The 15,100-nt window shown below is 47.8% G+C and carries 12 protein-coding genes; 8 read left to right on the top strand and 4 right to left on the bottom strand.

The window, feature by feature from the left end; genetic code table 11:
* Window position 1: 1 nt before the first annotated feature.
* The 4 genes from L0660_RS07365 to L0660_RS07380 all read right to left on the bottom strand — a co-directional run bounded on the left by L0660_RS07365 (window position 2) and on the right by L0660_RS07380 (window position 5,696).
* Window positions 2-1,129, bottom strand: coding sequence for a metallophosphoesterase (locus L0660_RS07365; protein WP_235158904.1), 1,128 nt, complete (start codon window positions 1,127-1,129; stop codon window positions 2-4).
* 117 nt (window positions 1,130-1,246) lie between these two features.
* Window positions 1,247-3,490, bottom strand: coding sequence for a heavy metal translocating P-type ATPase (locus tag L0660_RS07370; protein ID WP_235158905.1), 2,244 nt, complete (start codon window positions 3,488-3,490; stop codon window positions 1,247-1,249).
* A gap of 97 nt (window positions 3,491-3,587) precedes the next feature.
* Window positions 3,588-4,466 carry a sugar phosphate isomerase/epimerase gene (locus L0660_RS07375; protein WP_235158906.1) on the bottom strand — a complete coding sequence of 293 codons (879 nt, stop codon included), beginning with the start codon at window positions 4,464-4,466 and terminating at the stop codon, window positions 3,588-3,590.
* A 57-nt stretch (window positions 4,467-4,523) separates the two neighbouring features.
* Window positions 4,524-5,696: a cytochrome-c peroxidase gene (locus tag L0660_RS07380; protein ID WP_235158907.1), complete on the bottom strand. Its 1,173-nt coding sequence runs from the start codon at window positions 5,694-5,696 to the stop codon at window positions 4,524-4,526.
* 76 nt (window positions 5,697-5,772) lie between these two features.
* Between L0660_RS07380 and L0660_RS07385 the strand changes: the two genes are divergently transcribed.
* The 8 genes from L0660_RS07385 to L0660_RS07420 all read left to right on the top strand — a co-directional run bounded on the left by L0660_RS07385 (window position 5,773) and on the right by L0660_RS07420 (window position 15,075).
* Window positions 5,773-6,363, top strand: a complete 591-nt coding sequence (locus tag L0660_RS07385) for a Crp/Fnr family transcriptional regulator (protein ID WP_235158908.1) — start codon at window positions 5,773-5,775, stop codon at window positions 6,361-6,363.
* Between the two features lie 98 nt (window positions 6,364-6,461).
* On the top strand, window positions 6,462-6,689 hold the full coding sequence (locus L0660_RS07390; RefSeq protein ID WP_026628937.1) for a 4-oxalocrotonate tautomerase family protein: 228 nt from the start codon (window positions 6,462-6,464) through the stop codon (window positions 6,687-6,689).
* Window positions 6,690-6,700: 11 nt separating this feature from the next.
* A complete protein-coding gene (locus tag L0660_RS07395; protein WP_235158909.1) occupies window positions 6,701-7,447 on the top strand; it encodes an SDR family NAD(P)-dependent oxidoreductase in 747 nt (248 codons plus the stop codon).
* 29 nt (window positions 7,448-7,476) lie between these two features.
* Entirely contained in the window at window positions 7,477-8,541 is a 1,065-nt protein-coding gene (locus L0660_RS07400) for a nitronate monooxygenase family protein (protein WP_235158910.1), read from the top strand.
* Between the two features lie 152 nt (window positions 8,542-8,693).
* Entirely contained in the window at window positions 8,694-9,068 is a 375-nt protein-coding gene (locus L0660_RS07405; RefSeq protein WP_235158911.1) for a hypothetical protein, read from the top strand.
* Between the two features lie 213 nt (window positions 9,069-9,281).
* Window positions 9,282-12,467, top strand: coding sequence for a SusC/RagA family TonB-linked outer membrane protein (locus tag L0660_RS07410; RefSeq protein ID WP_235158912.1), 3,186 nt, complete (start codon window positions 9,282-9,284; stop codon window positions 12,465-12,467).
* Between the two features lie 24 nt (window positions 12,468-12,491).
* Window positions 12,492-14,324: a RagB/SusD family nutrient uptake outer membrane protein gene (locus L0660_RS07415; protein WP_235158913.1), complete on the top strand. Its 1,833-nt coding sequence runs from the start codon at window positions 12,492-12,494 to the stop codon at window positions 14,322-14,324.
* Window positions 14,325-14,523: 199 nt separating this feature from the next.
* Complete coding sequence (locus L0660_RS07420) at window positions 14,524-15,075, top strand: HPP family protein (RefSeq protein WP_233798829.1); 552 nt, start codon at window positions 14,524-14,526, stop codon at window positions 15,073-15,075.
* Window positions 15,076-15,100 lie beyond the last annotated feature (25 nt).

Genomic DNA, 15,100 nt, shown 5'->3' on the forward strand with positions numbered 1-15,100 from the left:
CCTAGGTTTCTATCACAAAACGGTCGGCCAGGATGGCATTCATTCCTGGCTCGACCGTTTTTTCATGCGGAAGCGTGTAAAACTCGCTGGTAATGCGGATCCCTTTTTCTGTTCTTTCGAGCGAGACTTTCAAAAAGCCATGCTTGTTATCGCAGTAATTTTCAAGGGTTACATGATTAAAAGCCGCATTATTGGCTGTAAAACGGCTGTCCGAAGTGGTCGCAACAGGATGCAGCTCATCATAACCACCACCACCGGCAACGATAAACGGAACTGTTTTGCCATCAAAATATCGCTTTGAAAACCGCTGGTAATTGTGAACATGCCCGCTGAAAACAACATCCGGGCGGACACCGGTCTGCTCGAAAACCCCGTCAAAAAACTGGATCATCGGAAGGCTCGATCCATGGTTAATATCCGCAGAATAGGGCGCGTGGTGAATACATAGAATAATGGCCTTTTCAGGACGATCAGCATCAGCACTCCTGAGCTCTTCCAGTAACCACTTACGCTGGTCCGGGGTAATTACGCCGAACTTGGTAACATTGCCATACATGCCGATAATGCGCGCAACCGGTGTCATGAGCGACCAAAAAACATTAGGCTGCGTCATGCTTTTTCGTTCCGCCCCGCCGCTGAAACTTACGGTTTGCGGCTGCTTATCACAAAAAACGGCCTTAAACGGATCCAGGCTTCGGTAGGAAACGCGGCTGTCCGGGTTTACATCACTGTCGTGGTTTCCCGGGATGGCGAAGATCGGGCCAGGATATTTTTGGTAGGGATCGAAAAACTGCCTTTTGTACTGACTTGCTTCTCCGAAATTATAGACAATGTCGCCCAAATGATACAGGAACATGGGTTCCTTCCCCGTGCCATCAGTCTGCTGATATTGCTTGATCATTTCGGCAACCACGAGCTTTTGAAAATCCGGATTACGAATGCTTCCCGTGTCACCGAGCATGTGAAATGCCAGCTTATTACGGTCATTTAATTCCTGAACCGACTCCAAATCAAAGTGATAAGGATATTTTCCTGTGGGTGCCGGCAATGGCTGGAATTTATAGGAATCATCCGGCTGATTTTTCTTTAAAACCGGTTTGTCGTATTTCTTATTAAGGAATGAATTCATCAAGGTGCGAGTAACTGAACGTTCAAAATGTGCACCGCAATGAAGCAAATGCACATTTTTACAACGGGTTACCGCAAGTTTTGGTTCTTGTTGTCCCGACCATCAGGCAACTAAAACTTACAATTTCATCGCCTTCAACCGCAAGCTGTTCCCCACAACCGAAACCGAACTCAACGCCATGGCGGCACCTGCCAACATCGGATCAAGCAGGAACCCGTTCACGGCATAAAGCACGCCAGCCGCAATGGGAATGCCAATCAGGTTGTAGATAAACGCCCAGAAAAGGTTCTGTCTGATCGTTTTAACCGTTCTGGCGGACAGATTTAATGCTTTCGGGATCATGTTAAGATCGGAGGTAATCAATGTCATTTTGGCCACATCCATTGCAATGTCCGAGCCTTTTCCCATCGCAATGCTCACATCCGCCTGCGCCAGTGCGTGACTGTCATTGATGCCGTCACCCACCATTGCCACAATTTTTCCTTCTGCCTGTAATTGTTTTACAAAATCTGCTTTGTCCGAAGGCATTACTTCGGCTTTATAATGTTGTAAACCAATTTGTTCAGCCACGGCTGCGGCAGTTTGCTTGTTGTCGCCGGTGAGCATATAAACCGCAATGCCCATTTTCTGCAATTTTTCAATGGCTTGTTTTGAAGTCGCCTTAACCCTATCAGCAATGGCAATGATTGCCAGAACCTGTGTCTTATCAGCAAAATAAATGACCGTTTGCGCTTCCTGCTGCCATTTTTCAGCCAATGTTACCAGCTCATCGCCAATCGCCACGCCGCCTTCCGACATCAGTTTTTTGTTCCCTATAAAATACGTCACCCCGTCACTTACAGCCCGAACACCCTGGCCGGTAATGCTGTCAAAAGATGTCAAAGGCACTTTTCCGACGTGATCCTTCTTCAAATGGTTGACAACCGCATCGGCCAGCGGGTGTTCCGAGCGGGATTCCATGGCTAATAAAATTTGTTCGGCCAACGCATTATTCCGGACTTCTGCACTCCAAACCAGTTGCGTAACAGCAGGCTTGCCTTCGGTTATCGTTCCCGTTTTATCCAGGATAATGGCATTCACCTTGTGTGCAAGTTCCAGGCTTTCGGCGTCTTTGATAAGTATATTATTTTCCGCACCCTTCCCTACCCCAACCATAATAGCAGTAGGCGTAGCGAGGCCGAGCGCACACGGGCAAGCGATGACAAGAACGGTCACCGACGTCAGTAATGCATGCGTAAATGCATCTTCTCCACCCAAAACCATCCAGACGATGAATGTCAGAATAGCGATACCAATGACCACCGGCACGAAAATCCCGGCGATCTTGTCCACCAGCTTTTGCACCGGTGCTTTACTTCCCTGCGCTTGCTGCACCATTTTGATGATCTGCGCCAGAATCGTATCGCCACCAACTTTTGTGGCTTCAAACAGAAAGCTTCCTTTTTGATTAATTGTGCCCGCAAACACCTTTTCACCAGCCTTTTTTTCCACCGCAACCGGTTCACCACTGATCATACTTTCGTCCACAAATGAGCTGCCTTCCGTCGCGATGCCGTCCACCGGGATCTTTTCACCAGGTTTGATTACAATAATGTCGCCCACTTTCACTCCTGCAACCGGAATTTCCGTTTCCGTGCCGTCGCTGATAATGGTAACTGTTTTAGGCTGTAAACCCATGAGTTTTTTCAGGGCCGAAGTCGTGTTGGACTTAGCCTTTTCCTCCATTAGTTTACCCAGCGAAATAAATGCGACTACAACCGCGGCCGCTTCAAAATACACATGCGCATGCAAACCACGCGCATGCCAGAACTCCGGATATATCGTATTAAATGCGCTGAAAATGAATGCTATACCCGTGCTCAACGCAACGAGCGTATCCATATTGGCCTTTCCGTAACGGGCTTGCTTGAATGCATTAACAAAAAAGCTCCGGCCCAAAATAAACACAACGGGCGCAGCCAGCACCATCATAATCCAGTTCCCATAAGGCAACGCCCCGGCAGAACCTTCCATGAAGAACATGCCAATAACGACAATAGGAAGCGATAAGACAGCCGCCCAGATTGTCCTCTTTTTTAAACCATTATAATGTGCTAATTGTGCTTCCTGCTGCACTTGCTGCGGGTCTTCCACATTCACAACAAGGTCGTAACCCACTGAGCGGACCGCATTCTGAAGTTCCAGGGGCGTAACTGTATCCTCGTACTCCGCCCAGGCCGTCTGCGTCGCATAATTCACACCTGCATCATACACACCCTCGACGGATTTGAGCATACTTTCTACACTCACCGCACAGGCTGCACACGACATGCCCAGCACGGGAAAGGTTTCTTTTATATTGTTTTCAACTATCGTAGCCATCGCTGTTTTCATTTTTACAAATGTATCACAGCGCACTCCGTAAAGTTTTACACAATTCAGTCGGTGCTTTGTATAATTATTGCAAAACCATTGATGATCAAACTTCCTTAACCATCCGGTCAAAAACGGCGCGCTGTTCCATCATGCTTTTCACTTTGTCATCAGGATTCGTGTGACATTCGAGCAGGACCCAGCCTTTGTAATTCATTTTTCCAAGATTGCTTAGCAGGTCTTTATAAGGATAATCCGTGCGGTCCAGTTCGCGGACGTGGATGGTGTCGCCGAACCATTTTTTTACGAGGTCGAAATTATGCTGGAAGCCGTCGCCGATCAGATCTTCCTTGTTGCAGTTCCAGCAAATTCTGGCATTGGGATGGTCAGCAGCTTCCATAATCTGCTTGATATTTGGCAGTTCCTGTGTTTTTTCGCCATGCACTTCCAGCCTGATCTGCTGACCGAAGTCCTTCGCGTAGGCAGCCAGTTCATGCAATGCAGCACCAATTTGTGCCAGTGTTTTTTCAACGGGAACATCAGCATGAAGTGCATTGGGTTTCACCTTCACGCCAGAGCCACCCACATCAGCACTCAACCTTATAAACTCCTTCGTGCGTTCTATGGAAGCCTTCAATTTGGCCTGGTCCGGATAATCATATTGCTGGTTTGTACCTAGCCCTATCAGCTCCACGGGGCTGTCGGCAAACTTCTTCTTTACTTCGGCACGTTCTGCCTTAGTGAGATCAGGCATTACTTTATGTGCATGTTCGACGCGTAATTCAACGCCGTTTATTTTCGTATCCGAGCAGTTTTTGATCAATGTAGGCAGGTCCCAATCTTTTCCCCACAGATAAGTTACAAATCCAAGTTTGAAGTTCGCTTTGTTCCGGAACTCCGCCGCGCCCGCTTGCCCGTATACGACAGACGCGCCCGCCAGCAGGGATAACTCTTTCAGAAATGTCTTTCTGTCAATATAATTCATGGGATCTGAGTTTTTGGTTTGACATGATGGTAAAGCGCCACGCGGCGAAGTTCTACCTCATAACCCCGACACGGGCAGACCGCTGGGGACGCGCTCCGGAACGGATTTATCAAAATTATCGTCATTCAGCGCATTCAGAAACTCCACGATCCGGGAAATATCCCTGAAATTAACATCCATATCAGCCGCCAATGTATCGATCTGGCTGGGCTTGACATTCGGGTTCGGGATTTTCCCGCCTGCAATGTCTTCGTAAAACTGCAAAACCTGTTCAAGCGTCGCGAACTTTCCGCTGTGCATATAAGGGCCGGTGTAACGCAGGTTCCGGAGCGAAGGCGTCCGAAAAGCGTAATCATTATTGGCGCCTGCGTCCGTTTCTTTCCTGTTTTGCGAATCCGGAACGCCCAGGGTATGCAGCTTGTAGTCCGACAGCATGGGACCGGAATGACATTTGGCACAGCCCATTTTCAGAAAAAGATTCAGCCCTTCCTTCTCGCCTGTCGTTAATGCGCTGCTATCTCCGCGCATATACTGATCAAAACGCGAGTTATTCGCAATAAGCGTACGCTCGTAGGAAGCAATGGCTTTGGACAAATTAACGACATTAACAGGGTTCGCGTCCTCCCTGAATGCTTCGTGAAAGAGACTTTTATAAGCCGGGATTTTTTGGATCCGCGCCACAATCTGGTCGATCACTTTATCTTCCGGGTAGGAATGCCCGCGCATTTCTTCCAATGTACGAACCGGAATAAGCGCCTGCTCTTCCAGACCCTTCGCCCGCAAATCCCAGAACATCGGCGCAGTCTCGGCATCATAACTTTCTCCATTTTTAATGCCATTGAACGCTGTATTAACTATGCTCTGCGAGTTTCTCTTTACAAATGGTATGTCATTCTTTTCCAAAAACTTCCGCTTACTGCCCGTTCCGTGGCCATTGACGCCGATCGACGTCTCCAAAAACTCCGCATAATTGAACTCGGGCTGGTGACAGGTTGCACAGGAAACATCTTTATTTCCCGACAGGATGGGATCAAAAAATAACAGTTTGCCCAACCGTATCTTTTCGGGAGTTGATTTGTTTCCGGGCGGATCTGTGACGTATTTGGGCAATGCCCCCAGCGCATTAATAGTCTCAACGGTTTTTTCTTTCTTATTTTTCAAAGGCCCGCGCTCTCCGCCGCACGAAATGCAGATAACAGCGAGCCCTATTAAAAATAACAAAGAATGCATACTTGGAAAACGCAGTTTAATTATATAAAATACTTTTGGATTTAAATTTAAGGGAGATCTGCAAAAAGACCAATTTATGAGCGGAAACATGGAAGCCAAAGAAATTTTAAAGAAACATATCGCCCAGGCAGCCAGCCTCACCGACGAGCAGTTCGACTATTTCTTTTCCCATTTCAAATCCCTGTCCTGCAAAAAAGGCGAAGTATTGATTCAGGCCGGAAAACCGGTTGTGCATGAATATTTTGTGATCTCAGGCTGCCTGAAAGCATTTTTTGTCAACGACGACATCAGGACATACATTCTGCAATTTGCCATGCCCACCTGGTGGACATCGGATTACGCCGCCATGTACAACCATACAAATGCCACCATTACAGTAGACTGTATTACCGACGCGGAAGTCCTTTGCCTTTTCAGTGATGACCGCGAAAGACTTTGCAGCGAACTGCACCAAATCGAACATTTCTTCCGGTGGCGCACAAACCGAGGTTATGTAGCCTCGCAAAAACGACTGCTTTCCTTCATGAACAATGATACAAAAGCACGTTATGAGGAGCTGCTCTCCTTATATCCGCAACTTTACAATCTTGTCCCCAAGCATCTCATCGCCGCATATCTCGGCGTCTCGCGCGAGACCCTCAGCCGCCTGTACAACCATCACAGATAGGAACTTACATTTTGTGATCTAGGTCACGTAACAGGCGCCTTCCGGCAGACTTACTTTGTGTCATCAAACAATTAATGATAACATAAACAGTCAGGAAAATGCCATACGTAAAAATTGAGGTAACCCGTGAAGGCGTTACCCGCGAACAAAAACAAGCCCTGATCTCCGGGGTTACCACCCTGCTTTCCGATGTTTTGGACAAAGATCCAAACCTCACCTTCGTAGTGATCCAGGAAATTGACCTGGACGACTGGGGCCATGCCGGCGAACAAGTTTCCGTGCTGCGGGAAAAAGGAATTGTTTCAACAAAAACTCAAAACAAATAAATTCAGAAATCATGAAAACACAAACAGTTATAGTAACAGGCGCGTCAACAGGAATAGGAAAGGCCATCGCCACATTGTTTTTGGAAAGCGGGCATAATGTTGTCATTAACGCCGCAAACGAAGTAAATTTGAACGCAACATATCAGGAACTGGGCCGTCACGACCGGCTGGCATTGGTAGTGGGTGACATCAGCAAGCCGGAAACAGGTCGCTTGCTTGTTGAAACCGCAGTAGCGCGCTTTGGTGCGGTGGATGTGTTGATCAATAATGCAGGAATCTTTGAGCCTAAGCCATTTACGGATGTTGATGAAGCCTATCTTGATGGTTTTTTGAGTATTAATTTGAAAGGCACTTTCTTCACAAGTCAGGCGGCCATCAGGCAAATGCTGAAACAAGGAGAAGGTTCGATCATTAACATCGGTACTGTGCTAGTTGATCACGCCATTGGCGGGTTTCCGGGAACGGCGCCGGTTGTGAGCAAAGCTGGAATTCACGCGCTGACGAAGCAGCTGGCGGCCGAATTTGGCAAAAATAATATTCGAGTAAACACCATCGCTCCCGGCATTATAAGGAGTCCGTTGCAGGCAAAAAACGGCATTAGCAACGCAGACAGCCTTGCTGCGCTGCACTTGGTTGATCGCATTGGTGAAACAATTGATGTTGCGGAGCTGGCACTTTACCTTGCAGGAAGCAACTTTGTAACGGGCGAAATCATCAATCTGGATGGCGGTCACGTTGCGGGACATCATTTGGGTTAAGGAACGTTTAATATTAAGTGTCTGAAAAAATGGAAAACCGAACAAGAATAACGGAGCTTCTGGGGATTCAATATCCGATTTTACAAGGGCCGATGGGCGGCGGGTTTTCAAATGCCGCGCTTACGGCGGCAGTGTCAAATACAGGCGGGCTGGGTAGTTTTGGCGCTTACACGCTTACTCCTGAACAGATTTTGGCCGTGGATAAGGAGATTAAATCAAAGACCGACAAGCCTTATAATATCAACCTTTGGGTTTCGGACGTGGATCAAAGCCTGGAAAATTTTCCGGCAGAAAAGCTGGAAAAAGTAAAGCATCTTTTTAAGCCATATTTCGATTCGCTGGGTATTCCGCTTCCGGATTTAGACACAAACATTCCTTCCAAATTCCTGAAACAAGTGGAAGCAGTCTTCGAAGCGCGGCCTGCGGTTTTTAGCTTCATTTTTGGCATTCCGTCCAAAGGTATACTCGATGAGGCGCGCAAAATGGGCATCAAAACCGTTGGCGCGGCGACCACGCTGGACGAAGCATTGGCGCTGGAACAAGCCGGTGTCGATGCCATAGTTGCATCCGGGTTCGAAGCTGGCGGCCACCGGCCTTCGTTTCTGAAACCGGCCCCGGAGTCATTAACTGGCACATTTGCACTTATTCAGCATTTAAAAGCCAAGATCAAAACACCCATTATAGCAGCAGGTGGCATTGCAGACGGTGCCGGCATCAGGGCCGCATTGACCCTGGGTGCCGACGCCGCTCAACTCGGAACTGCGTTTCTGGTGACCAACGAATCCAATGCTACCCCCGCGCATAGGGCCATGCTCCTTTCGGACGAGTCGCGTTATACTGTTCTTTCCAAATCGCTCACGGGCCGCATGGGACGGATGATCCGTAACCGTGTTACCGAAGAAGTTCCCTACGCAACCGAAGTGCTTCCGTTTCCGTTGCAGTCACGCTTCATGGGACCGTTGCGGGAAGCAGCGCTGGCGCAGGGACGAACGGATCTCAGTATTTTTTGGTCGGGCCAGAATGCCGTTAATCTAAAACCGGGAAGTGCGGAGCAGCTCATGCAATCGCTGATCAATGAGGCATTTGCGCATTAATAGCCGTTTACATTGTTGGCGAGGCCTCTCGTTCAGTAATATTTTGCGGAAAAATAGAACATTGAGTAGAAGTAATCTGGATTGATTCCCTAAATTTGACGCGTGCAGATTTGCTGTATATTAGTCATGTTAAACAACTTAATCCTAATGCTATGTTGAAAGTAAAGTTCTTCTTTCTTGCGGTTTTCGCAATCAGTATGTTTTCAGTGCAGGCCCAGGGCACTTTAAAAGCCAGTGACCTTGTGGGAAGCTGGAAATACACAGTGACCAATGTTCCGCCTGAATATGAAACCGGCGTAATGACTTTTGAGGAAAAAGATGGTAAGCTAAGCGGCACGCTTGGTTCCACGGAAAAAATGGAAATGAAAGAATTGGTGGTTGATCAGGGAAAAATAACATTCAAACTGGATTTTCAGGGCGGCTTGCTCAATGTTACCCTGATGCAGGAAGGCGAGTCGTTGAAAGGAACCATTGTTTCACAGGACGGCGAATTCCCGATCACCGCTGTTAAGGAAGCAAAAAACTGATCCTGATTTGATAATGAACTGATTCTGATTTAGTTTAGATGAAGTATAAAACCCCGGCCAGAGCGCGTCTCTTGCCGGGGTTTTTGTTTTAATAAACTACTTTATACTTAGTTAACTTTGAATGTAAGGGTAGAAATGTAGCATTTCGTCTGGAAATATTGATATAGCGAAGCTGAATGCGAGCTAATGTGAAACATTTCCTAACCCAAACAAATGAGAAAAGGATATACAGTATTCCTTCGACCTGTGATGACGGGAAGTATGCTGCTAGCGCTGCTACTGCCCCCTGTAATGGCCAACAATGTGCCTAAAAACCGGAAAGTCGGTTCCCATCACACCATCGACAAGGCAATTTCCGGGAGGATTTTGTCAAAAGAAGACAACTCGCCCATCCCGGGTGTGACCGTTGTGGTTAAAGGCACAACAAACGGCACTACCACCGACGTTGACGGCAAGTACCAGATCAATGTGCCTGCGAACAGCTCCGTACTCGTGTTTTCCGCCGTTGGTTATCTCACACAGGAAAAAGAAGTGGGAACAGCCAGCGTGGTAGACATTACCTTATCAACTGATCAGAAAACCCTCGAAGAAGTGGTCGTGGTTGGTTACGGAACACAAAAGAAACGCGACCTTACCGGCGCCGTTTCCCAGATCAGCGCCACGAAGCTTGAAAACGAAAATCCGCAGTCTGTACAGGATGTTCTGAGAGGAAATATTCCTGGGATGAACGTTGGGTTTTCGGCATCTGCAAAAGGCGGTGGTAATGTGGGTGTGCGTGGTGCCAACTCCCTGACTGCGGGATCGTCACCGCTCGTCGTTCTGGACGGAGCGATCTATTATGGTGGTCTGGAAGACATTAACCCTAATGACATTGAGACAGTTGACGTTTTAAAGGACGCCAGCTCGGCTGCTGTTTTTGGTGCAAAAGCAGCCAGTGGTGTGATTCTGGTCACTACCAAAAAAGGAAAAGAAGGTAAAACGATCATCAATGTAAACACCAACATTGGTTTCGCCGAAGTCGCTCAAAATCAAGAAGTACTGAGTCCGGACGGTTTTCTCACTTGGCGCGGCGAGGTGATGCGTAACATTAATGCAGCCGCTCAGCCAAGCCGTTTTACAAATCCCAACAACCTGCCCGCAGGTGTAACAGTGGACCAATGGCTCGCATTTGACGGATCTGCCGGTGACCCGGAAACCATCTGGCTGCAACGACTTGGTTTACAATCTGTTGAAATAAAAAATTACAAAGAAGGCCGCAGCGTGGACTGGTATAACAAGATCTATCAAAAAGCCTTGCGCCAGGATCATACCATCAGTCTTTCGGGTAAAAATGACAAGGTATCCTACTATATGTCATTGGGTTACCTTAATAATGAAGGGATTGTTGTAGGCGATAAGTACAGCACGATCCGCGCCAGGATCAACCTGGAAGGAAAAGTGAACAAATTTCTGACCGTCGGGATCAACACTCAGTTTGCAGACCGGGACGAAAGCCAGGTTCCTGTTGACTATAACCTCGCTCCCAACCTCTCACCGTGGGGATCGGAGTTTAATCCGGACGGCACTTACAAATGGCGGCCCAATGAGGAGGCCAGCGGAGGAAACCACCCCTACTACGCCCCCAGCTTCACCGACCGCGACAAAGGTTCTACCACCATTAACAATGTAATTTTTGCGAAAGTCGGCCTGCCATTCGGCATTACTTATCAGGCGAATTTTACACCGAGATTTGAATTTTATCACCGCTATAATGCGGAGTCTTCCAAGCACGCGGAATGGGCAGCAGAGGGTGGCCGCGCTTCACGCCGGAACACGAAAACCATCAACTGGCAAATCGACAACATCCTGAAATGGAACAAGACCATTGCCGAAAAGCACAACATCGATGTAACGCTGCTAGCCAATGCTGAACGTTTCAGAAGGTGGGACGACAGCACATCGAACAAGGGCTTTGCACCAACGGACATTTTGGGTTACCACAACATTGGCGGCGGTAGTGCGCCTATCATGTGGAGCAATGATGAAACCAGCACTGCGGATGCGTTAATGGCGCGTTTATTCTATTCGTTTAAAGACCGTTACATGGTGACGCTTTCAACCAGAAGGGACGGTTACTCAGCATTCGGACAAAAAAATCCGAGAGCACTTTTCTCCTCGGCCGCATTGGGCTGGGTGTTTACGGATGAGCCCTTCTTTAAAGTGAGCTGGCTGAATTATGGTAAGTTACGTGTCTCCTACGGAAGCAACGGGAACAGGGACATCGGACGTTACGATGCATTATCCAACCTGGCGACAGGCAAATATCTGCACGTAAACTCAGGCGGGACGGTGGTTCAGGTGAGCCAGCTTTATGTAGACCGGATGCAAAACCCTAACCTGAAATGGGAGCGCACCAACTCACTCAATCTGGGTCTCGATTTTGCGCTGTTTAACACCATCATTGACGGTAGCCTGGAACTTTACAAATCCTCAACCAAAGATCTGCTCGTAAAAAGAGCGCTTCCCAATGTGCTGGGTTTCGATTTTGTACTGGACAACTTAGGGCAAGTGGATAATAAAGGATTGGAACTGAGCTTGAATTCGAACAATATGAAGCGCGAAAACTTCTCATGGCGCTCCACACTGAATGTTCAGATGAACCGCAACAAGATCGCCAAGCTGTATGGAAATATGGTTGATGTGAAAGATGCCTCAGGAAATGTAACGGGACAAAAAGAAGCCGACGATATCACTAACAAATGGTTTATCGGCCATGCGGTGGACGAGCTTTGGAACTACAAAGTGCTGGGTGTATGGCAAACCGAAGAAGCGGATGCGGCTGCCAAATACGGGGTTAAACCAGGAGACCACAAGATACTGGATGTAAATAATGATGGAAAATATACCAATGATGACAAGGTTTTCCAGGGTTACAAATCCCCAAGGGTTAGGCTAACATTCCGTAACGAGTTCAAACTCTTCAAAAACTTCGATGCCTCATTTATGATGTATTCATATCTGGGACAAAAAGGCGAGTTCAATCAAATGAAGAACCGTCCCGGATTCCCTGACCGTTCGAGCTCGTATGTATTCCCTTACTGGACCGCTGAAAACCGCAATAACGAATGGGCACGCCTGTATTCAAGCGAAGGATCGGCAACCGGTTACGCCGTTTACCGCAGCAAATCATTCCTCCGTTTTGAAAGCTTAGCACTGGCTTATACGATCCCGAAGAACATTGTGCAGAAGGTCAACATTCAGAACCTGCGCATCTATGGCAACGTGCGTAACCTGGGTTACTTATCGAGCTGGAGTTTCTGGGATCCGGAAAACGGAACGGATAACGACAAGAACACGAACCTCGACATTTCCGTACCGAGTCCGCGCATTTTCACATTGGGTCTGGATATAACCCTGTAATATTCTCTTCCAAAAATTGACGAAATGAAAACGATATATAACAGATCAAAACAAATATTTGCACCTGCGCTGATTGCCGGCTGCATGACAATGGTCGCCTGCCAAAAAGACTGGCTTGCACCCGAGCCGCTATCTTTTTACAATCCCGACATTACATTTAATGATCCGGCTGGCTTACGCGCAACATTGGTTGCCTGCGAGCGGAATATGCGCCTGGAATGGTATGGTGATGCGCCTCCGATGGTGACCGAAGCTGTGTTTTCCGACATTGCCGTAGAAGGAACAACGGATAAATCGGGCCCGGCTCAAAACCTGAACCTGCTGATCACCCCCGATGCGCAGCTCAACCATATTGACTACAACCGTATCGGCTGGTACTGGATTGAAGGCTTTAAGGGGATCAAATATGCAAATGTGGCCATATCCCGCATTGATCAGCCCACTTATAAGAGCGAACAGGAGAAAAATGAGATTCTTGGTGCCGCATATTTCCACCGCGCCGCACGCTACTACCGGCTTACCCAGCAGTTTGGTGATGTGCCATTGATTCTGGACGAAGTCATTGGTCCTAAGCTCGACTTCCAATCGACGAAGCGGGAAGTGATTTTGAAGAAAATGAAGGAAGATCTGGAATTTGCCGAAAAATGGGTTCCGGTCGTAACCGACAAAGGATCGGTTAACAGAGGTTCCGTAAGCCATTTGCTGACCAAGATCAACCTGGCATTGGGCTTGTTTGACGATGCCATCAAGTCCGCCAGTAACGTGATCGACGGGGGCACGCACAAGCTGATGACCAGCCGTTTTGGAGTGGACGCGAGCAAAGCAAACCGCAATGTGATCTGGGATCTGCACCGCCCCGCGAACAAGGCCTTAGGCGCCAATACCGAAGGCTTAATGCTTGTAATTGACCGCATTAACATGGATGGAAATGTACCGGATGGCATTCAGATCATGCGTAACACCGTTCCGTTTTGGCATAATAACATTAATACACCGGCTGGTAACCGGGGCACCATTGACACGTATGGCATCGAAATCGACCAGATCACGACAATTGGTCGCGGGATCGGACGTGTGCGTCCTACTTATTATTCGCAGGACGGTGTTTGGGATGATAAAAAAGATTTGCGCCACGCGCCGGGAAACTGGACGCGTATGGAAGACATCATTTACAATAACCCGGCTATCAAGGCTAATGATCCTTTTTATGGCAAAAACCTGCAGTTCCGCAATGCATCTGGTGCGGTGCTAACCATTGACACGATCCGCTGCTGGTTCGACTGGCCGAATTATAAATTGTTCGTCGAAGATCCGCAACGCATTCAGCCACAAGGTGGTAATACTGACTGGTACGTTTTCCGCCTGGCAGAAACTTACTTGCTAAGGGCAGAAGCCTATGCCTGGAAAGGTGATTTGGTAAAGGCAGCAGCAGATGTGAATGCCGTACGCACGCGTGCCAATTGCAGCCCGCTTGCACCAGCGAAAATCAACATTGGCACTATCCTGGATGAGCGTGCGCGCGAATTGTATTTCGAAGAACCGCGTAAGACCGAACTGACCCGCGTAGCCTACATTTTCGCCATGACCGGGAAACCCGCACCGAACGGCAAGACCTACAACATGGAAAGCTTCTCCGACAACAACTATTACTATGACCGCGTCATGGAGAAAAGTGATTTTTACAACAAAGGGGTGAAAACACGCCACGCAGATGAATACACCATGAGCCCGTATCACGTGCTATGGCCTGTGCCGCAGTCTGCTATCGATGGTAATGTCCAGGGACGGATCAACCAGAACAAAGGTTACAATGGTTTTCAGAACAATGTTCCTGCACTGACTTCCATTCCGGAATAAGGATAAAATCTCAATAGTTAAACATAAATAGTGCTTTCAAAGGGTTCCGGCTTCGGGACCCTTTGCTTTTTTAACCAATTATCGCTGCATACAACCAGGTAAAGCATAAACGAATGCGCGAACCAGGCGTTATATTTGCATTTTTAAGGGAGCAATTAATCAGTAAAATTTGAGAAAGCGATTCAGAAAGCATGTCCGCATGGCGCGATATGTGATTTACAAAGAAACCCTCATTGATTTCAATGATCATTTCTGGACATTTGTCGGGTCGTTCTTAGGCATTGCACTCATTGGTTATATCAACAACAGCCAGTTCACCCAAGCAGACAATGTGTTCCTTATCGGCTCCTTCGGCGCATCTTCTGTGTTAATTTATGGCATTATCAATAGCCCACTTGCACAGCCGCGAAATCTGATCGGCGGACATTTAATCTGCGCCATCGTTGGCGTCACAGTCCACAAGATCATGCCTGACCAGATATGGCTCGCCTCTGCATTTGCCGTTTCGCTATCCATTGTTTTTATGCAAATCACCAAAACTCTGCACCCGCCGGGAGGTGCTACGGCGTTGATCGCAAACATTGGTTCCGAAAAAATTACGAGTCTGGGATATAAATACGTTTTCAGTCCCGTTTTGACCGGCGTGTTGGTTTTGCTTCTGGTTGCACTCTTCGTTAACAACCGCGCCGCGCACCGGCATTATCCCAAGAATAAGAACTGGTACAAAATTTGGCAGCGCAGATACAGATAGATGTGCTACATTTAGATGTGCCACA

The sequence above is a fragment of the Dyadobacter sp. CY351 genome, assembly GCF_021502625.1.
GTDB lineage: Bacteria > Bacteroidota > Bacteroidia > Cytophagales > Spirosomataceae > Dyadobacter > Dyadobacter chenhuakuii.

Bases quoted from the DNA above. Each gene is read 5' to 3' on its own strand.
- L0660_RS07365 (WP_235158904.1), bottom strand. From the start codon at position 1,129: ATGAATTCATTCCTTAATAAGAAATACGACAAACCGGTTTTAAAGAAA.
- L0660_RS07370 (WP_235158905.1), bottom strand. From the start codon at position 3,490: ATGGCTACGATAGTTGAAAACAATATAAAAGAAACCTTTCCCGTGCTG.
- L0660_RS07375 (WP_235158906.1), bottom strand. From the start codon at position 4,466: ATGAATTATATTGACAGAAAGACATTTCTGAAAGAGTTATCCCTGCTG.
- L0660_RS07380 (WP_235158907.1), bottom strand. From the start codon at position 5,696: ATGCATTCTTTGTTATTTTTAATAGGGCTCGCTGTTATCTGCATTTCG.
- L0660_RS07385 (WP_235158908.1), top strand. From the start codon at position 5,773: ATGAGCGGAAACATGGAAGCCAAAGAAATTTTAAAGAAACATATCGCC.
- L0660_RS07390 (WP_026628937.1), top strand. From the start codon at position 6,462: ATGCCATACGTAAAAATTGAGGTAACCCGTGAAGGCGTTACCCGCGAA.
- L0660_RS07395 (WP_235158909.1), top strand. From the start codon at position 6,701: ATGAAAACACAAACAGTTATAGTAACAGGCGCGTCAACAGGAATAGGA.
- L0660_RS07400 (WP_235158910.1), top strand. From the start codon at position 7,477: ATGGAAAACCGAACAAGAATAACGGAGCTTCTGGGGATTCAATATCCG.
- L0660_RS07405 (WP_235158911.1), top strand. From the start codon at position 8,694: ATGTTGAAAGTAAAGTTCTTCTTTCTTGCGGTTTTCGCAATCAGTATG.
- L0660_RS07410 (WP_235158912.1), top strand. From the start codon at position 9,282: ATGAGAAAAGGATATACAGTATTCCTTCGACCTGTGATGACGGGAAGT.
- L0660_RS07415 (WP_235158913.1), top strand. From the start codon at position 12,492: ATGAAAACGATATATAACAGATCAAAACAAATATTTGCACCTGCGCTG.
- L0660_RS07420 (WP_233798829.1), top strand. From the start codon at position 14,524: ATGGCGCGATATGTGATTTACAAAGAAACCCTCATTGATTTCAATGAT.